Here is a 16,281-nt window from a genome sequence, read left to right as displayed (position 1 = left end):
AGGGCCATCTGTTCCGTGACCGCGCTCCGCAGTACGGCCACCCACCACTCGCCGGTCTCGTCACGGCAACGGCTGATGTCCCAACCGGGGTAGGCGGCCCGAAGCTCGGCGACCTGCTGGAGGGCCTGCTGTTCTCGCTCCGCAGCCGCGCGTGCGGCGATCGCGGCTCGGGTGATCGCCGCGCCGATGTCGAGGTCCGCAGTCGGGGTTGTCGCTTGCTCTGCCGCATCGGATGGATCCGTGCGGAAAACGCTATGAGCTGGGGAAACAGACCTCCATGGACGTGCTGTCCTACCGGCTCGACTGCGTTTCGGCCTATGAGGACATCGTGTCCTACTCAGCCCAGGTTTAAGGTTCGAGCCAGTGACCGCACGGCGCGGGACGGGCGCGTCTCCTCGTCACGGATGGCCTCGACCAGGCCCCGAGCCACTGCCTGGTGACGGAACCACACCCGCGACTGCTCCCGTGCCTCCAGCAGCCTCTCAGTGGCCGCCACTCGGTGGCCCGCGTCCAGGTGGGCCTGGGCCACGTCGATCAGGTGACGCCCGAAGGCGATGCTTTCCAGCGCTCCCGGCTGGATCCGTCTGGCGGCCTGCAACGCCATGGTGGGGTGACGGAGCACGGTGTAGGCATGCGTCTCCTGCTCTGCCACCATGTCCGGGCCGAACCTGCTGTTGTAGATGGCGACCGTGCCGCGCAGCCGTCCGGCCCCGGCAGCCGCAAGCGACGCGTACTCGGTGATGTCCCGGCCCGCCGCAGCGGCTGGGGCCATCGCGCCGAGCAGGAGCTTGCCCCACACGGCGATGTGCTGAGTGGGCGCGGAGAAGGCCGGCTCGATGCGCGCGGCCATGGTGGTCGCGAGTTGCTCGGCCTCGGTGAGGCGAGCCTGGTTGAGCAGGACCCACACGTACGTGGCGTGCAAGCATGCCCAGAGCAGTTCGTCGTCGCCGCCGTGTGCCGTCGTGATGGCTCGTTCCGCACCGATCGCGGCCAGGTCTTCGCGGCCAAGGTGGATCATCACGGCCGCCGCCAGGTCATAAGCCATGGACAGCGGGTACACGGCGGCGGCTCCAAAGGCCGCGTGTGAGTAGCGAGCTTCGGCCAGCAGATCAGGCAGGCCGGCGATGAGAGCGGGGAAGTTCCCGCGCCAGTAGGAACGGCATGCCTGCTCCACCGCCGCCTCGATGTCAGGCAGAGGGGTGGGCTCGCCGTCCATGCCGTCATCAAGGTCGGGGAGCAGGGATGGTGTGAGCAACGCGTTCCGAAGGGCCAGGACGCTCCCGCCGTCGCGATCGGCACCGAGTTGGTCGCGTTTGCCGAGCAACTTGGACAGCTCGATGTCGAGAGCGTTGGCCAGGCGCATGAGCGAGGTGAGCCGAGCCGATCGTCGCTGCCCCTGCTCCAGCTTGGCGATCAGGTCCCGTGAAAGGCCGGCTCGCTCGGCCAGTTCTTCTTGAGTCAGGTCACGGTCGATTCGTACGGCGCGGAGACGCGCACCGAGGGTACTGGCATCGGTCATAGACCCTGCCGCCTCTCCGAAATGTCCCTTATCGACAGGCTACGACGCAGAGCCCTCAAAGGCTCCTGAGCGCGTCCGCGAGATCTTGCATGCTGGTGACGATGAGATCCGCTCCCGCGTTGCCAAGCCGCTCGACCTTCCCCGGACGATTGGCGTAGCCCACAGCGACGACTCCGGCGCGCTTGGACGCCTGCACATCGGTCACCGAATCGCCGACCAGAAGAGCAGCGGACGGTTCCGCGTTGAGGTAGGTGAGCGCCTGGTCGAGCAGATGGGGGTTCGGCTTCATGAGCGACGGGTCCGCTTCCGTACGGCCGGCGATGTACTCGACCAGGCCGCTGAGCCCTTCTCGCGTCAGGAAGGCCGACACTGCGGCCACGGAATTGTTGCTCACGATGGCGACCGGCAGATCTCTGCCGCGTGCCAGCTCCATCAGGTCAACCGCGCCCGGGGTAAGCCGTGCCGTACCGGCCGCCTGGACTTCCCGTTCCGTGAGCGTCCTGAGAGCGAGCTGATTCAGGTCCTCGCCGAGCGACACGCTGAGCCGGAAGACCGCCAGGGGGTCGTTCGTGGCGCGCACCTCCGGGGGGAGTGGCCCGCCGGCCTTTTCCAGAGCGGTGCGGAGACTCTCGGCCACGGCCCGTGCCGGGAGTCCCGCGAAGATATTGCAGACCGGCCCGTCGAAGTCGAGCAGGAGGCACCGGGCGTCCCTCATGACGCCCTGGACGGCTGCGGACGAGGACCGAGCTAGCACGACACCTCGCGAGCGACCGAGTTCCACACCGCGTCGAACCACGCGAAGGACTGCTGCACGTACTGGGCCGACGTCGAATCGGGACCGTCGCTCAGCGCGAAGTGGAACAGTTCGGTGTCCTTGCCCATCAGGTCGTACATCGTGACCGGCGCCCCGCTCAGCGCCACGGTGTGCTCCGCCACTGCGTAGTAACCGAAGAACGCCTCTTCCCCGTTGATCACGTACATCTTGAACCGGGGCGGCTCTCCGCTGATCCGGACGTCGGCGGACGCGTGCGGCACCAGGCCGAGGTCTCTCAACTCGTGGACCGAGTCCACGATGGCCTGGGCGTGTCGAGAGATGATCTTTTCGGCGCGCTGCCTGAACAGCGGCTCGTCCTGCCCGTCGTCCACCCGGCAGGGAAGGGACCACGGCCGGTCGGTGTCCGGGAGGAGGAGCCGGATGGAGATGCGGTCCGGCGTCAGGCGGCCGGCCCGGATGTTGTCAAGCGCTTCCATCACCGCGCCGTGCAGCGTCTCGCCGGAGAACCCGGCGAAGTCGATGGAGACTTCCGGCCGCTTGAACGCTTCCTCGATGTGCGGACGCAGGCCGACAGGCCGCGCGGTCTTCTCCCGCACGAACACGCCGCTCCCCTGCCGGGAAACGATCAGGCCCTCCTCTCGGAGTAGGCGGATGGCTTGCTGGATCGTCTGGCGCGCCACGCCGAAGGTCTTGGCGAGTTCCGGCCCAGAGGGGAGCTTCTCTCCCGGCGCGAACTTCCTGGTGAGGATGGCCGCCCTGAGCTGCGTGGCGACCTGCTGAAAGGGCGGACGAGGATCGTCCGGGTCGAGTTTCATGCCTCCGATCGTAGCCGCACCTGAACAACTTTGCTAGCCAAGTCAGCCATGGACTCTTGACATGACTAGCCAGGCCACCCAACATGATGCTTGTATAACCTGCCTAGCCAACCTGGTCAAGCGGGAAGTATGCCGCGGGCCGATGCGCCTCTGCCCAACACCCAAGGCGCGCTGGGCTGGCTGATCGACACGCGAGGGGTGGGCGGCTACGTCGTCGGTCCCGGTAGCCACGTGTGTGCGAGTGACGGCCAGGGCTCGTACAAGGTGATTCACCCTTCGCCTGTCGCGCCGCCGCCTCCCTGGCTGGCTGAGCTGTTGCGGCCCAAGCCGCTGCCTACGCAGCAACCCGTCTCGGTCGCTCTGGCCGCCGACCGGCACGGCTCCTATCTGCGTGCGGCGATCATCGGAGAGCTGGAACGGGTGACCGGCTCCTGCGGATTCCGGTTCGCTGCGTGACAGCGCTCAAGGGGGCTGCTCGACGAGCGTGCCAATGGTGAGAGCGTCGGCACGTTCAGCGAGAGTCGAGTGTTCGGCACCAGGAACGAGACCGCCATGACTGCGGAGAACGTTCGGCGGGATGTCCGAATTGCTCTCAAGAACGCCGACGGCATCGATCCAGCGGAATGGACCCCTCGGGAACTGCGGCACAGTTTCGTCTCGCTGCTCTCAGCTCATGACGTCCCGATCGAGCACATCTCACGCCTGGTCGGCCATACGAACACGCTCGTGACCGAGATGGTCTACCGCAAGCAGATCCGACCCGTCATGCAGGAAGGCGCTACGGTGATGGATGAGATCTTCCCGCTCGCTCCGGAACCGTAGTCACGCAGCTAGACACGCAGACACAAATATGCCCCGTCCACGTAATCGTGTGGCGGGGCATTTATGCAAGTCAATTGATGTGGTCAGGGGCGGGGTCGAACCGCCGACCTTCCGCTTTTCAGGCGGACGCTCGTACCAACTGAGCTACCTGACCTAGAGCGGTCCTGACGGGACTTGAACCCGCGACCTCCACCTTGACAGGGTGGCGAGCACTCCAAACTGCTCTACAGGACCTTGTGTCTTGCGTTTCGTTCTGTTTGCGCTCGCTTAGCTTACCAGCTCTTCGGTGGTCTTCGACCGACCGTTTTGCGGGTGCGCTAGGCGCTCGCGGTGCCCCCAACGGGATTCGAACCCGTGCCGCCGCCTTGAAAGGGCGGTGTCCTAGGCCGCTAGACGATGGGGGCTTAGGTTTCCCTGTCGCCTTCCGTCGGGGACCCCTGAAGCATAGGGGACGATTGCCCTCGATGCCAAAGTGGCGGACCGGCTGCCGGCGAGGCGGTGCCAGTGATCGTTCCCGTTGGCGACGGGGCGTTCGTTGGCTCCGGGGAAATCATACGTTGTGGGTGGGCCTCCACGTGACGCTGGATGTACACCGACTGCTCCCCCAGCCCGCCGAGCGTGATGTCGTCCCACGCCCGCAGGCGCTTGGTCTCCTTGTCGAAGTACAGCACGGACGCCTGGACCGGGGTGGGCTGGGCGTGTTCGAGCGCGCGCAGCCCGGCCCCGCCCGTCGAGCCCTGGACGAGCATGCGGGTGCCGGTCGGGAACACGGTCGTCCGGCGTTCGTGGGTGTGGCCGGCCAGGATCATGGGGGCCGCGCCGGAGAAGCCCCGGCCGACCTCCCCGTCGTGGACGGCGATCAGGTCCGCCCCGCTCGCCTTGGGCCGGTGGGCGCGGCCGAGCTCGGTGAGCGAGGCCGGGTCGGAGTCGACGGTGACGGACTTGTCGGGGGTGAAGCGGGGGTCGCCGAGGCCGTAGACCTTCAGGCCCGCGACCTTCCGGGAACGGTCGTCCAGGACGATGGCGTTCTTCTGCTTCTCGACCGCCTTCTGCGTGGTCATCGAGTCGTGGTTGCCGCGGATGAACACGTACGGGACCTTGAGGCCCTGGATCTCGTCGACGAACTTGTTCTCCGCCTTGGTGCCGTGGTCGGAGATGTCTCCCGTGTCGATGATGAAGTCGACGGCGAACTGGTCCTTGAGCGAGCGGATGACGTTCCAGGCGATCGGGTTGAGGTGGATGTCGGAGACGTGCAGGACCCGGATGGTCTTGGGGTCGGCGTCGTACAAGGGCAGGGTCGAGACGGTTTCGTAGAGCTTCGAGACGTTCGTCACGAGTTTGGTGAGCTGGGAGCGGTACGACTCGAAGCGCGTCACGATCGACTCCGCGCTGCCCACGAGGGACGGGGCCGCGGCGATCAGGCCCGAGTAGCGCGGCTCGATGAGCGAACTCGGGCGGAACGTGACGGCCGCCATGGCTCCGGTGGCGGCCAGGGCCACGGAGGCCGCCAGCAGGCCCAGCAGAGCCGTCCTCGGGCGTCTGAAGACCATCAGGACGGCGATGAGGGCCCCGGCGCCCGCGCAGAGCAGCGAGCGGATGACGAGGGCGCGCACGCCGTCGAGGAGGTCGTCCTCGATCAGGCCGGGCAGGCGGTCGGCGAGACGCGGGTCCTCCAGGAGGGCCTTGGCACGTTCCTGGTCGATGTTCTCCAGGGTGATGCGCAGTCGCAGCGGCGCACTGTGGGTGCGGAAGGTGAGCGTGCCGAGCGGGCTGGCGTCGACGACCGTCTCGCCGGCCCACGCCGGGCGCAGTGACATGCCGGTCTCCACCGGACCTACCTGGGCGCGTACGGTGCCGCTGAGGAAGATGCCCAGCCATGCGCCGACCGCGGCGACGCAGAGCACCGCCGCGATCCGCGCGCCGCGCGATCGAAGGACTGCCGTGGACTTGAACACGAACTTCATACGGTTTCTGGCTTACCTGGTTCACGGGGCAGAATGGCAAGTGTGATCGAGGTTTCGCGGGAAAAGTTCGAGGAACTCGTGGCCGAGGCATTGGACACGATTCCACCCGACCTCGCGCGCGCCATGAGCAATGTCGTCGTCACCGTCGTCGATGACCCGCCCGAGCCCCACCTGCTCGGCTTGTACACCGGTGTCCCCCTCACCGAACGCGGCGACTGGTACTCAGCAGTTCTGCCCGACCGGATCGAGATCTACCGCACTCCGATATGTCAAATTTGCGAGACCGAGGACCAGGTGGTCGACGAGGTGCGCATCACGGTCGTCCATGAGGTTGGCCATCACTTCGGCATCGACGACGCCCGGCTTCACGAATTGGGCTGGTAACCCTTTGCTTTTGGTTGGCTGCTTTGGGTTGCGGCTTACCCCCGCCGTCGGGCACCTTAGGTGACATAGCGAGCACCCTGAGTCAGGCACAGCGGAGTCCAGTGGGGGCCATGCGGGCGCGACGGCCACCGGGACGGCATCGCCGTGCCGGAGAAGCACAACAAGTCACATATCGAGAAGTCATCGCCATCAAGGAGTTCCGGGCGCTCTGGTACGGCCAGGGCCTCTCGCTCCTCGGCGACCAGCTCGCGCAGGTGGCGCTCGCTGTCCTCGTCTACGATCGCACGGGCTCGCCGCTGGCCACCGCGGCGGTGTACGCGCTGACGTACCTGCCCTCCATCGTCGGCGGGCCGCTGCTGGCGGGGCTGGCCGACCGGTTCGCGCGCAGGGGCGTCATGCTGACCTGCGACCTCGTCAGGGCCGCCCTGGTGGGCGTGATGGCGGTGCCGGGCGTGCCGTTCTGGGCGCTGTGCGCGCTGGTGTTCCTGGTGGTGCTGCTCAGCGCGCCGTTCTCGGCCGCGCGGGCGGCGCTGCTGCCCGAGGTGCTCGAAGGCGACGCGTACGTCATCGGCTCGGCCCTGCAGAACATGACCAACCAGGCCGTCCAGATGCTCGGTTTCGCCGCGGGCGGAGCGCTGATCGCGACCATGGGCCCGTACCGCGCGCTGGCCCTCGACGCGGCCACGTTCCTGGCCTCGGCGCTGATCCTGGTCTCCGGGGTACGCCGGCGTCCGGCCGCCCGTCCCGACGACGCCAAAGCGTCCATGTGGTCGATGACGGCGAGCGGGGCCCGGCTGGTGTTCGGCTCGCGGAAGCTGCGCACGCTGGTGCTGTTCGCCTGGTTGTGCGGGTTCTACATCCTGCCCGAGGGCATCGCGGCGCCGTACGCGGCCAAGCTCGCCACCGGCGGGCTGCCGGTGCCCGTGATCACCGGCCTGCTGATGGCGGCCATGCCCGCCGGCACCGTCGTGGGGGCGTTCCTGTTCAGCAGGTTCGTCTCGCCGCCGCGACGGATGCGGCTCATGGGCTGGATGGCCATGCTGAGCTGCGCACCCCTGATCGTGACCGCGATCCGCCCGCCGCTGGCCGTGGTGCTGGTGGCGTGGGTCCTGTCGGGGATCGGCGGGGCGTACCAGCTCGCGGCCAATGCCGCCTTCGTCCAGCACGTACCGGCCGAACGTCGCGCCCAGGCGTTCGGCCTCGTGCAGTCGGGGCTGATGGCCGTACAGGGGATCGGGATCCTGGTCGGCGGGCTCGCGGCGGAGAGACTCGGCCCTGAGCCGGTGGTCGCGCTGGCGGGGATCGCCGGCGTGATCAGCGCGGCCGTGCTCGCCCTGATCTGGACCGAGTCTCGCGACAAGCCCGCCCCGGTGCCCGCCGAGGCCACCGTCTGATCACGACCGCGGCTTCTGCTCGCCGCTCCAGTCCGTCGAGGTGGCCTTGTTCTGCTGCTTCTTGACGATGTCCTGGACGATCGAGGTGCCGTGCTCCTCGTCGGGCATGAGGAGCCAGCCGATCGCGTACAGCGCGACGCCCGCCCCGCCGAACAGCGTCGCGATCGCCAGCCCGATCCGCACCAGGTTGGCGTCGATCCCCACGAACTCGCCGACGCCCGAGCAGACACCCGCGATGATCCGGCCCTTGTGAGTCCGACGCAGCTTCTTGACGTTGTATTCGCTCATGCCTCAAGACTGCCCGACGGCCCGGTGTTCGCACATCAGGATTGCCCCTGGTAGAACCCTGGTAGTCCCCCTTGCACGAGAGGACCCGCCATGGACGACCTGCTGCGCCTCGACGACAGGCTCAACCCTGACCAGCGGCTCATCCGCGACACGGTCAGATCCTTCGTCGCCGACCGCGTCCTGCCCCACGTAGGGGACTGGTTCGAGCAGGCCGTCTTCCCCGCGCGCGAACTCGCGCCCGCGCTCGGCTCGCTCGGCCTGCTCGGGATGCACCTGCAGGGCTACGGCTGCGCCGGCACCGACGCGGTCTCGTACGGAGTGGCCTGCCGCGAACTGGAGGCCGGCGACTCCGGGCTGCGCTCCTTCGTCTCCGTGCAGGGCTCGCTGGCCATGTTCCCCATCTGGCGCTACGGCTCCGACGAGCAGAAGGACGAGTGGCTCCCTCGCATGGCCGCCGGCGAGGCGATCGGCTGCTTCGGCCTCACCGAGCCCGACCACGGCTCCGATCCGTCCGGCATGCGCACGTACGCGAAGAAGGACGGCACCGACTGGGTGCTGAACGGCTCCAAGATGTGGATCACCAACGGCTCGATCGCCGACGTCGCCGTCGTGTGGGCGCAGACCGACGACGGCGTGCGCGGCTTCGTCGTCCCCACCTCCACCCCCGGCTTCTCCGCCCCTGAGATCCACAAGAAGCTCTCCCTGAGGGCCTCGGTCACCTCCTCCCTCTACTTCGACGACGTCCGCCTGCCCGCCTCGGCCGTCCTGCCCGGCGTCACCGGGCTGCGCGGCCCGCTCTCCTGCCTCTCGGAGGCCCGCTTCGGCATCATCTGGGGCGTCGTGGGCGCCGCCCGCGCCTGCCTGGAGGCGGCCGTGAATTACGCGAAGACCCGCGTCCAGTTCTCCAAGCCGATCGGCTCCTTCCAGCTCACGCAGGAGAAACTGGCCTGGATGTACGTCGGGGCCGCCCAGGCCGGGCTCACCGCCCTGCACCTCGGCGAACTGAAGGACGCCGGGCAGTTGGAGCCCCGCCAGATCAGCTTCGGCAAGCTGGCCAACGTACGGGCCGCCCTCGACATCGCCCGCCAGGCTCGCACCATCTTGGGCGGGAACGGGATCACGCTGGAGTACCCTGTGATCAGGCACATGAACAACCTGGAGAGCGTCCTGACGTACGAGGGCACCCAGGAGATCCACACGCTGGTGCTCGGGGAGGCGCTGACGGGGATGGCGGCTTACCGGTGATGGAGGCGTCGCGGGCAGGGCGGTAATCTCTGTACCCTTGCTGGTGCGAGGGGCGTTAGCTCAATTGGCAGAGCTGCGGACTTTTAATCCGTAGGTTCCGGGTTCGAGCCCCGGGCGCCCTACCACTCCACACCCCATTCGACCTGTACTTTCTCGATTCTCGGCCGCCTTCCGCGAGGCGAAGATGGCCGAGTTCATGCTCGTCACATGCTCTTCGGCACGCGTCCGGCACATCGGCGGGCCGATAGTGAGGTCGAAAAGCGCCGGTTTGTGCTGTCGAGCATCAGTCACCCGAGGCTGGATCGTAAAGCCACGCCCACGGAACACCCTTCAGAAGGGCGAGATGGAAGGGGTAGGCGAGCGGGAAAGGTCCGGCTTGCTCGCAGCCCGTCCAAGCCCGCTGGTCAAGCCGCCTTCGGCCGAGCTCACAGGCCTTCACAGTGGCTGCCGTTCTGGCCTACTCTGCGGAACGGATCTGATCACTCGGCATCGGCGGGGTGCGACACTCCTCGCTGGGACGCATGGCCCAGCGGCGATGAAGGCTCGGTGATCGCTGACCGCTTCTTCGGGATAGATCCCCTCTGGCACGTCGAATATTACAACTGCCCGATTGCCTACTGACTCGGTACGGAGTGCATCAGCCGTGTGAAGCACAACAAACAGGCTCTTCGATCTTGAGGGTGGCCATCCCCCTCAAAGTCGAAGAGCCAACAAACATCTGTTGTCGCGCGATATGACGAGGGGACCTGACAAGAAGATCAGGTCCCCTGCTTGCCAGATGTTAGAGGTCAAACACTCCCTCTTTCACGCCTCCGGTGAACGCCAGCCACTCTGGGGTGGTGAACACCAGAGCCGGCCCGTCGGGGTCCTTGCTGTCTCTGACGGCGATGCGTCCGCCCGAAAGGGTAGCCACCTCTACACAGTTTCCTTGGCCATCCGAGAGAGGACTTTTCCGCCATGTCGCGTTCGTGAGTTCCTCACTCAGCTCCAGATCCATTTCTGGTCCAGCCTCTCTTCAATGAGCGCCAATGAGTCTCCCCGAGGAAGTGCATCCGCCCTGATCGTCTGAAACCAAGCCTTCAGCCTCTCCAGGTGGTCTAGCTGATCAATCATGCGGCCTCCGCCGGGGGCGTCGATGTAGGCCGCTTCGTCTCCGTCTCCAGCCGTTCGGGCAATCACGAACCCCGCGACCAGGCCACTGGTGGACATGGCACGTAGGGGGACGATCTGAATCACTATATTCGGACATCTGCCCATGGCGAGGAGGTGTTGAAGCTGATTCCGGGTGACTTCCTCGTTCCCTACCGGACGTAGCAGGGCGGCTTGATCGAGGACTGCGTACAGGTACGGAGGGTTGTCCCTGCGCAAGATGGTCTGTCGATGCATGCGGGCTTCCACGGTCTCCCTCGCTTGCTCAGGGGTTGTGCCGGGGACACCTCGGCAGATCGCCTCGGCGTACTCCTGCGTTTGGAGAAGACCAGGAATGATCAGCGCCTCATAGGCACACAGCTCCGTAGCGCGCTTCTCCCGATCGATCCAAGGAAGGAAGTTCCGAAAGGTCACGTTGCTGCGGGATCTGCGGGGAAGGTGCTGTACAAGATCGCCTGGGGGCAGGCCCATAACTTCCTCACACAGACGCGCTCTCTCCTCGTCCATGCGACGTTCGGCCCGCTCGATATTCCCAATCTGCTGACCGGTGAGGGCAACTCGTGCCCCAAGCTGCGCTAACGTCAACCCCGCCGCTTTGCGCCGTTCGCGCAATTCGTAGCCGAACCGGGCTTCTGGGCTGGTTTCGGGATCTAGCTTCACCTCGATTCCCACTACCCTACCTCCCCTCCTAAACCACTCCGGTGAAACTCCGTGGCGTGGAAACTGTGTCACTACAGACTTTGGCGATCGCTAGAAAAGTACCTGGTGACTGCCATCCTGACTAGTGATTCACACCAGCTCGTAGGTGTGGCGACACAGCGAAATTTGAGGCAAAAGCGCGTCCAGTGAATCGCTCACAACCAAAGTCGGTGAGAGGTATGCAAGCGGCAGTCGTGTCAGATCCTCCGTACGCAGGCATCAGGACGTGGATGCTCCAGGAGCTAGATCAGAAGCGTCTATTGCCACGCTTGGCGCGTCAGGAGCTTCAGAGGTGGGTGAGAGATCATCCAGCACTGGATGATCTTCAGCTGATCGTGTCGGAGTTGGTGACGAACACGCTGCTTCATGGGGGTGGCGCGTGGGTGCGGCTGAGTTTGGGGCCGGAGAAGGTGGGAGGACGGCGTTATTGGCACGTGGCGGTGGCGGACCCTGGCCGGTCGGCGTCGGTTCCCATGCCTCGTATGCCCGCCCTGGGCGAGATGTCGGGGAGGGGCCTGTGGCTGGTGGACGAGCTTACGGGTGGCTGCTGGGGCACGGAGCTTACGCAGGAGGACGAACGGATCGTTTGGGGGTTGCTGCCGCTAAATGGCCGATCGCAGGAACGGCGAAGTGAGCCGGTACGGGATGGCTGAGCAGTGAGGGCGGCTGCCGGAATGTCGAGTGTGGCGGGACGACTGGCGGGTGAGCTGGCGGAGCGTCTGGGTCGTCGTGGCGTGAGGTCGGAGATCTTCGAGGCTCACGGGATCGCCCTGGTGGGGGTCTGGTCGGTGGGCGCGGCGGTGTGGTGTGAGCGGGAGCGCGGCGTGTGGCGTTTCCGGTGGTCGCTGAGCGATAGAAGCGGAACGGGGAGATGGGAGTACACGGTGTGCCCGAGTTTGGAGATGGTCACGGCAGTGGAGCGAATCGAGGGCTTGTGTCAGGAGCGATACCTGCGGATGTACGGGGTGGCCGAGCTGGCGACTCACGGGCCGCGTGCCGGGGAGGGTGGCACGGCGTGAGCGGGGACACGAGGGTGGTGCCTTCCGTGACGGCGTACAAGGACGAGGGCGTGGCTTATCAGCGCACCGTATGCCCGGATGCTGAGGCGACTGACGGTATGCGGCTGACCTACACCGACGCCACGGCGCACAATTCGATGTTCGGCGCGCAATGGCATCGCCATGGCCTGTCGCGCGCTGGTCGTCCGCTGAGGAAGCTGGTCAACACCGCAGGAACGTGGCGGATCGTGTAGTGCCGCACCCCCATCGACCTCATGGCCGTACTGGCGACGCAGCAGGCGATCGTCCAGCGTCTGGCCGGTCCCCGCCGGTGAAGCTCCTGGCCCGCCGTGCCGGGCGGGCGGCGGGCCGGGAACCAGGCCGGGCCTCGGTGTCCGGCGCCATCGAAGAACCAAACGCAAGGGAGAACTTTCATGACAGCCAGATCGCTTCAGCCCGACCTGTGGGCGGTCGCCGTAGATGAGGCCAAGTTCACGATGCTGAACGGCACGGGCATCGAGTACGCGGCGATCGGGGACGGCGACGACTACGCGGTGCGTGACAAGGACCGGCCGGAGGTCGAGATCCGCCGGCCCGGTGACGACTTCCGCAGGCTGGGCGCACTACTCGGCCGTGGCCCTGGCGTCGAGCAGTCGGCCGAGGGCCTCCACAACATCGACGTGGACGACGACCGGTACGAGGCAGTCGAGGGAACAGACCTGAAGTACGCCCCGATCAACGACCACGACGCCGTCAGCGTCCGCGACCAGCAGCACCCGGGCGAGATTCGCAGGCCCAGCAACGACTAGCGCAGGCTCGGCACCATTCTCTAACGCTGGCCTATGAGACGTGCCGGGGCGATGCCAGCGGCCTGCTGGAGATCGGCCCCGGGACCTGACCGGCGCGGCGGCGATGCGGCCCACACACCCCGTTCGGCCTTCCGCCGCCGCGCCATCGGATCTCACCGAGCGCCAGCACCGGTGGCACGGCAGCACCCACGAACGCGGCCTGCCCGAGCCGGCGAACCGCCGGCACTTCCTGGCCTCCCCCGAATACCGCTTCCCCCCATGAACGGAGTCCTCATCATGCCGCGCCAAAAAGTGATCAGTGTGCTGGCGCTACTGCTGACCGCCGGCTACGTCGCCTTCGTCTTACTGGCCCCCGCCAGCGTGACCAAGCCGACCAGTCAGGCCCTGGTCGCGGGCCTGCTGCTCGCCTGCCTCGGGGTCACCCTGCGGGCGATTTACCGGGCACGGCAAGCCGCCGCCCACCGCAACCGACCCCACCCCGAACACCCACAACCGCCCTCCCCGACCACCTCCTGAACAGCACAGCCCTGTCCAGCACCGATCCCATCCACTTTCGGAGTCCGCCATGTCCGACCCCATCGCCCCCACGGTGATCCTTGCAGCGACCCCCGCTGTGGTCGCCGCTATGGCCACCGAAGCCGCCACCCACCTCGACAACCTGCGGGAGGCGCTACAAACCCTCGGCCTGCACGCCCGCCTGCTCACCCAGGACGACCGGCTCCCGCGCCTGCGCGTGATCAACCCCAAAGCCACCACCCTGTCCGAGATCATCTCCGCCGCACCGAACCACGACCAATGGCTGTTCATGTGGTCCTGGAACGAACCCATCACCGAGGTCACCCACCTCGCCACAGCAGCCGAGCGCATCCGCCACGTCCTGGCCGCAACATCCCCGAACGCCGCCTAGACCCGCTCAACACGTGCGCAGAACCTGGTGACAGACCGGTTTCAAGAACCCCGGTCGGTCACCCACGCGGTGATGGTCATGGCGTTCCTCCAGCACGCCTGATCGTTGCCGGGGGCGGTCTCTCGCCTTAGGGACAATCGCGGAAGCCAAGAGCCGCGATGCGAGGGACCGCCCCACCCACAGACGCCCAGCAGCCGCATCCCCCTCAAATGTGTGCTGCTGCCGGGCTCCGGCCGTGCGGGTAAGAACTCCGATGTGCCCATCACCAGGGGTGCATCACCCTTCCCCTTACCCGCACGCCCCTCAGCAAAGGCCGGTCAATCGCGCGACTTACCGGCCTACTGCCCAGTTCCCTACCTGGCCTCGTAACGGTTACCGGGTCGGCATCGGAATCACCGACCCGCCGGCCTCCCCCTTACCGCTCGTACCAGGCCGAGCGGCACCCCGCCGGGGCAGAACCGGCTCCGGCTGGGAAACCACGGGCCCCGACAGGAAGGCAGCGGTAGCCTCCGCCGCAGCAGCCGCCGCTTCGGGATAGACACTGGTATACGTATCCCGGGTGAAGGCCGACGTTTTGTGCCCGAGCGTCTCCTGCACGATCTTGATGTCCACCCCAGCGGCGAGCATGGCGGTGGCCGCTCCATGACGAAGGTCATGCAGCCGGATCGGCGGCAGGCCCGCCTGGTGGCACAACCAGTAGAAGCGGTCGGTCACCTGCTGCGGGTGCAGCGGACGGCCGATCTCGTCGGTGAAGACGAACCCGGAGTCGACCCAGTCCTCGCCCGCGGCCAGCCGCTCTTTGGCCTGCCGCTTCTTGTGCTCTTTCAAGATCGCCATCGTCTCGGCGTCGACGGCGATCTCGCGGTCGCTGGCGTCGGTCTTCGGGCTGCCCTGGATCGGGTCCCAGCCGAGCTGGGTGATCTGCCAATGCACGCCGATCCGTCCTTTCTCGAAGATGACATCGGGCCACCGCACCCCGACTCCCTCACCGCGTCGCAGGCCGCGTACCGCGATCAGCCGATACAGCGCGAACAGCCGATCCCGCCGGGCGTACGCGAGAAACGCCGCCGTCTGCTCAGGCGTCCACACCATCACCGGCGACGGACGCACCGTGCCGATGTAGGCGGCGATCGGATCGACCCGCTTCCCCTCCCGAGCCCGCTTGACCCGATCCACATGCGCGGCATGGTCCTTGCGCCACTGGGTGACCTTCTCCTCGGTCCAGATGACCGGCTTGGGCCGCACAGCGGGAGCCAACTCGACCACGGCGGCGGGGTTGAAGTCCAGCAGCCGGTCCTGGCGGATCGCGACGTTCAACGCGTGCCGCAACGTCGCCCGGATCCGATGCAGCGTGGTCGGCCCAACCGGACGCCGGTAGCGGACCGAAGCCACGCGGGCGGGGTCGCCGCTGCCGCGCTCGGTGGCGATAATGTCGTTGAACTCCTCGATCGCATCGAACATGCCCGCGATATCGGAGACCCGCAGCCGATCCAGCCGGATCTCCCCCAGGTACGGGTTGAAGTAGAGCCGGACGTGCGACTCATACGAGCGTTTCGTCGTCTCCTCGATCGACCGCTTGCGCTTGAGGAACTCCTCCAGCCACTCCGCCACCGTGATGTGCCGGTTCAGGTCCTGGCGGGTGCGGACCTTGCGCCGCACCTCCTCGGTATCGGGCAGCGTCTTGGTGTCCTTGAGGACCGACAGCATCAGCTTGGTGATCTGCCGCCGGACGGCCGGATCGTTGTCGAGGGCGAGCAGGCCGCGGGCGTGATCCAGCTCCGCCTCGGCCTGCTCCAGCGTCGCGAAACCACTACGCCGCAGCGGATTGCGCCGCTTGCCGTCGGCGTGCGCGGGCAACTCCAACTGGTAGCCCCACCTGCCGTGCGAACTGCTCCACCGCCCCCCACCATCACCATGCGGGCGGCGCAACTTGGGGCACGTCTTGCTGAGGTTCTTGCCGGTCAGCGGATCAATGCACGAGCAGATCTTGAACGTGGTGCCCTTGGCGACGCTCGGCTCCCTGCCCATCGTCGTGTTCGGGTGTTTGGCCATCGTGGTCATCCTTCCTCGCTTGCTGGACGGTCTTGTCCGCCGTCCTGGTGGTTGGTGTGGTCGAGTAGCGCCCGCAGTCCGCGTACCGGCACCGCGTACCGGCCACCGATCCGCAGCACCCGACACGGAAACTCACCCGCACGGGCAAGCCGGTAGGCCGTGGTCCGGCTCAGGCCGAGCAGCCGCCCAGCCGCGAGCAGGCTGATCACCTCCGGCGCCAACTGCGCCGCCTGCACTGGGTGGCCGGTTGGAGTTGTTGTGCTGGTCATGCATCACCTCCATGAGTGTTGATCAACAGGGGCGTTCGGGGCGCGCAGCATGTGCGGCCCGTACGCCAGGGCGGGCTGTGGTAGGCGCTACACCCCCCGACCGGCCCACCCGAACCCCGGAAGGCGCGGGGTGTGACCGCCGTTCATGGACGGGCGGCCACAGCCCCGTGGCCCAGGGCCCCGGTGTGGGGC

At 66.8% G+C, this 16,281-nt stretch carries 18 protein-coding genes and 4 tRNA genes; 10 read left to right on the top strand and 12 right to left on the bottom strand.

Annotation, left to right across the window (positions count from 1 at the left end):
• Positions 1-337: 337 nt before the first annotated feature.
• The 3 genes from FAF44_RS11180 to FAF44_RS11170 are packed head-to-tail and all read right to left on the bottom strand — an operon-like array spanning position 338 to position 3,109.
• Positions 338-1,519, bottom strand: a complete 1,182-nt coding sequence (locus tag FAF44_RS11180) for a helix-turn-helix domain-containing protein (RefSeq protein WP_272894360.1) — start codon at positions 1,517-1,519, stop codon at positions 338-340.
• Positions 1,520-1,574: 55 nt separating this feature from the next.
• The gene (locus FAF44_RS11175) at positions 1,575-2,234 is read right to left on the bottom strand and encodes an HAD family hydrolase (RefSeq protein ID WP_237103009.1); all 660 of its coding nucleotides are present in this window, start codon (positions 2,232-2,234) and stop codon (positions 1,575-1,577) included.
• Positions 2,235-2,266: 32 nt separating this feature from the next.
• The gene (locus FAF44_RS11170) at positions 2,267-3,109 is read right to left on the bottom strand and encodes a GntR family transcriptional regulator (RefSeq protein ID WP_237103008.1); all 843 of its coding nucleotides are present in this window, start codon (positions 3,107-3,109) and stop codon (positions 2,267-2,269) included.
• Positions 3,110-3,238: 129 nt separating this feature from the next.
• Between FAF44_RS11170 and FAF44_RS11165 the strand changes: the two genes are divergently transcribed.
• Together FAF44_RS11165 and FAF44_RS11160 are read left to right on the top strand one after the other, a co-directional pair.
• Positions 3,239-3,565, top strand: coding sequence for a bifunctional DNA primase/polymerase (locus FAF44_RS11165; protein ID WP_237103007.1), 327 nt, complete (start codon positions 3,239-3,241; stop codon positions 3,563-3,565).
• A 69-nt stretch (positions 3,566-3,634) separates the two neighbouring features.
• A complete protein-coding gene (locus FAF44_RS11160; protein WP_308193311.1) occupies positions 3,635-3,931 on the top strand; it encodes a tyrosine-type recombinase/integrase in 297 nt (98 codons plus the stop codon).
• 80 nt (positions 3,932-4,011) lie between these two features.
• Here FAF44_RS11160 and FAF44_RS11155 read toward each other — a convergent pair.
• The 4 genes from FAF44_RS11155 to FAF44_RS11140 all read right to left on the bottom strand — a co-directional run bounded on the left by FAF44_RS11155 (position 4,012) and on the right by FAF44_RS11140 (position 5,895).
• Positions 4,012-4,085 (bottom strand) — tRNA-Phe (locus FAF44_RS11155).
• Between the two features lie 5 nt (positions 4,086-4,090).
• Positions 4,091-4,165 (bottom strand) — tRNA-Asp (locus FAF44_RS11150).
• Between the two features lie 97 nt (positions 4,166-4,262).
• Positions 4,263-4,335 (bottom strand) — tRNA-Glu (locus FAF44_RS11145).
• Positions 4,336-5,895 carry a metallophosphoesterase gene (locus FAF44_RS11140; protein WP_237103005.1) on the bottom strand — a complete coding sequence of 520 codons (1,560 nt, stop codon included), beginning with the start codon at positions 5,893-5,895 and terminating at the stop codon, positions 4,336-4,338. It lies immediately after the preceding tRNA gene.
• Between the two features lie 42 nt (positions 5,896-5,937).
• Here FAF44_RS11140 and FAF44_RS11135 point away from each other — a divergent pair, with 42 nt between their 5' ends.
• Positions 5,938-6,279, top strand: a complete 342-nt coding sequence (locus FAF44_RS11135) for a metallopeptidase family protein (RefSeq protein ID WP_237103004.1) — start codon at positions 5,938-5,940, stop codon at positions 6,277-6,279.
• Between the two features lie 110 nt (positions 6,280-6,389).
• On the top strand, positions 6,390-7,673 hold the full coding sequence (locus tag FAF44_RS11130) for an MFS transporter (RefSeq protein ID WP_237103003.1): 1,284 nt from the start codon (positions 6,390-6,392) through the stop codon (positions 7,671-7,673).
• Here the strand turns inward: FAF44_RS11130 and FAF44_RS11125 are convergent, their stop codons facing one another.
• Positions 7,674-7,961, bottom strand: coding sequence for a PspC domain-containing protein (locus tag FAF44_RS11125; RefSeq protein WP_237103002.1), 288 nt, complete (start codon positions 7,959-7,961; stop codon positions 7,674-7,676). It lies immediately after the preceding gene.
• 90 nt (positions 7,962-8,051) lie between these two features.
• On the opposite strand from FAF44_RS11125, the gene FAF44_RS11120 reads away from it, so the two are divergent.
• Positions 8,052-9,206, top strand: a complete 1,155-nt coding sequence (locus FAF44_RS11120; protein ID WP_237103001.1) for an acyl-CoA dehydrogenase family protein — start codon at positions 8,052-8,054, stop codon at positions 9,204-9,206.
• 49 nt (positions 9,207-9,255) lie between these two features.
• A tRNA-Lys gene (locus FAF44_RS11115) sits at positions 9,256-9,331 on the top strand.
• A 656-nt stretch (positions 9,332-9,987) separates the two neighbouring features.
• Here FAF44_RS11115 and FAF44_RS11110 read toward each other — a convergent pair.
• Together FAF44_RS11110 and FAF44_RS11105 are read right to left on the bottom strand one after the other, a co-directional pair.
• Complete coding sequence (locus tag FAF44_RS11110) at positions 9,988-10,203, bottom strand: DUF397 domain-containing protein (RefSeq protein WP_237103000.1); 216 nt, start codon at positions 10,201-10,203, stop codon at positions 9,988-9,990.
• The gene (locus FAF44_RS11105; RefSeq protein ID WP_237102999.1) at positions 10,188-11,027 is read right to left on the bottom strand and encodes a helix-turn-helix transcriptional regulator; all 840 of its coding nucleotides are present in this window, start codon (positions 11,025-11,027) and stop codon (positions 10,188-10,190) included. The genes FAF44_RS11110 and FAF44_RS11105 overlap by 16 nt, the downstream gene beginning before the upstream one ends.
• A 1,072-nt stretch (positions 11,028-12,099) precedes the next feature.
• On the opposite strand from FAF44_RS11105, the gene FAF44_RS11100 reads away from it, so the two are divergent.
• From FAF44_RS11100 to FAF44_RS11085, 4 genes are all read left to right on the top strand, one after another.
• Entirely contained in the window at positions 12,100-12,306 is a 207-nt protein-coding gene (locus FAF44_RS11100) for a hypothetical protein (RefSeq protein ID WP_237102998.1), read from the top strand.
• Between the two features lie 180 nt (positions 12,307-12,486).
• The gene (locus FAF44_RS11095) at positions 12,487-12,861 is read left to right on the top strand and encodes a hypothetical protein (protein ID WP_237102997.1); all 375 of its coding nucleotides are present in this window, start codon (positions 12,487-12,489) and stop codon (positions 12,859-12,861) included.
• A gap of 276 nt (positions 12,862-13,137) precedes the next feature.
• On the top strand, positions 13,138-13,377 hold the full coding sequence (locus FAF44_RS11090) for a hypothetical protein (RefSeq protein ID WP_237102996.1): 240 nt from the start codon (positions 13,138-13,140) through the stop codon (positions 13,375-13,377).
• A 109-nt stretch (positions 13,378-13,486) separates the two neighbouring features.
• On the top strand, positions 13,487-13,768 hold the full coding sequence (locus FAF44_RS11085) for a hypothetical protein (protein ID WP_237102995.1): 282 nt from the start codon (positions 13,487-13,489) through the stop codon (positions 13,766-13,768).
• A 372-nt stretch (positions 13,769-14,140) separates the two neighbouring features.
• Here FAF44_RS11085 and xerC read toward each other — a convergent pair whose 3' ends face one another.
• Both xerC and FAF44_RS11075 read right to left on the bottom strand, forming a co-directional pair.
• Positions 14,141-15,829 (bottom strand): tyrosine recombinase XerC, encoded by a 1,689-nt coding sequence (gene xerC, locus FAF44_RS11080; RefSeq protein ID WP_237102994.1) that lies wholly within the window; start codon positions 15,827-15,829, stop codon positions 14,141-14,143.
• Positions 15,826-16,089, bottom strand: a complete 264-nt coding sequence (locus FAF44_RS11075; protein WP_237102993.1) for an AlpA family transcriptional regulator — start codon at positions 16,087-16,089, stop codon at positions 15,826-15,828. Before FAF44_RS11075 ends, xerC begins: the two co-directional genes overlap by 4 nt.
• Between the last annotated feature and the right edge of the window lie 192 nt (positions 16,090-16,281).

The organism is Nonomuraea sp. MG754425, from assembly GCF_021699195.1.
GTDB lineage: Bacteria > Actinomycetota > Actinomycetes > Streptosporangiales > Streptosporangiaceae > Nonomuraea.
Note: the sequence above shows the minus strand (reverse complement) of the source record. Positions and strands in the feature narration are given on the sequence as shown.

Excerpts from the sequence above, each read along its gene's own strand:
- FAF44_RS11110 (WP_237103000.1), bottom strand. The coding sequence starts at position 10,203 with ATGGATCTGGAGCTGAGTGAGGAACTCACGAACGCGACATGGCGGAAA.
- FAF44_RS11125 (WP_237103002.1), bottom strand. The coding sequence starts at position 7,961 with ATGAGCGAATACAACGTCAAGAAGCTGCGTCGGACTCACAAGGGCCGG.
- FAF44_RS11120 (WP_237103001.1), top strand. The coding sequence starts at position 8,052 with ATGGACGACCTGCTGCGCCTCGACGACAGGCTCAACCCTGACCAGCGG.
- FAF44_RS11180 (WP_272894360.1), bottom strand. The coding sequence starts at position 1,519 with ATGACCGATGCCAGTACCCTCGGTGCGCGTCTCCGCGCCGTACGAATC.
- FAF44_RS11165 (WP_237103007.1), top strand. The coding sequence starts at position 3,239 with ATGCCGCGGGCCGATGCGCCTCTGCCCAACACCCAAGGCGCGCTGGGC.
- FAF44_RS11130 (WP_237103003.1), top strand. The coding sequence starts at position 6,390 with ATGCGGGCGCGACGGCCACCGGGACGGCATCGCCGTGCCGGAGAAGCA.
- FAF44_RS11170 (WP_237103008.1), bottom strand. The coding sequence starts at position 3,109 with ATGAAACTCGACCCGGACGATCCTCGTCCGCCCTTTCAGCAGGTCGCC.
- FAF44_RS11085 (WP_237102995.1), top strand. The coding sequence starts at position 13,487 with ATGGCCACCGAAGCCGCCACCCACCTCGACAACCTGCGGGAGGCGCTA.
- FAF44_RS11095 (WP_237102997.1), top strand. The coding sequence starts at position 12,487 with ATGACAGCCAGATCGCTTCAGCCCGACCTGTGGGCGGTCGCCGTAGAT.
- xerC (WP_237102994.1), bottom strand. The coding sequence starts at position 15,829 with ATGACCACGATGGCCAAACACCCGAACACGACGATGGGCAGGGAGCCG.
- FAF44_RS11175 (WP_237103009.1), bottom strand. The coding sequence starts at position 2,234 with ATGAGGGACGCCCGGTGCCTCCTGCTCGACTTCGACGGGCCGGTCTGC.
- FAF44_RS11090 (WP_237102996.1), top strand. The coding sequence starts at position 13,138 with ATGCCGCGCCAAAAAGTGATCAGTGTGCTGGCGCTACTGCTGACCGCC.
- FAF44_RS11075 (WP_237102993.1), bottom strand. The coding sequence starts at position 16,089 with ATGACCAGCACAACAACTCCAACCGGCCACCCAGTGCAGGCGGCGCAG.
- FAF44_RS11140 (WP_237103005.1), bottom strand. The coding sequence starts at position 5,895 with ATGAAGTTCGTGTTCAAGTCCACGGCAGTCCTTCGATCGCGCGGCGCG.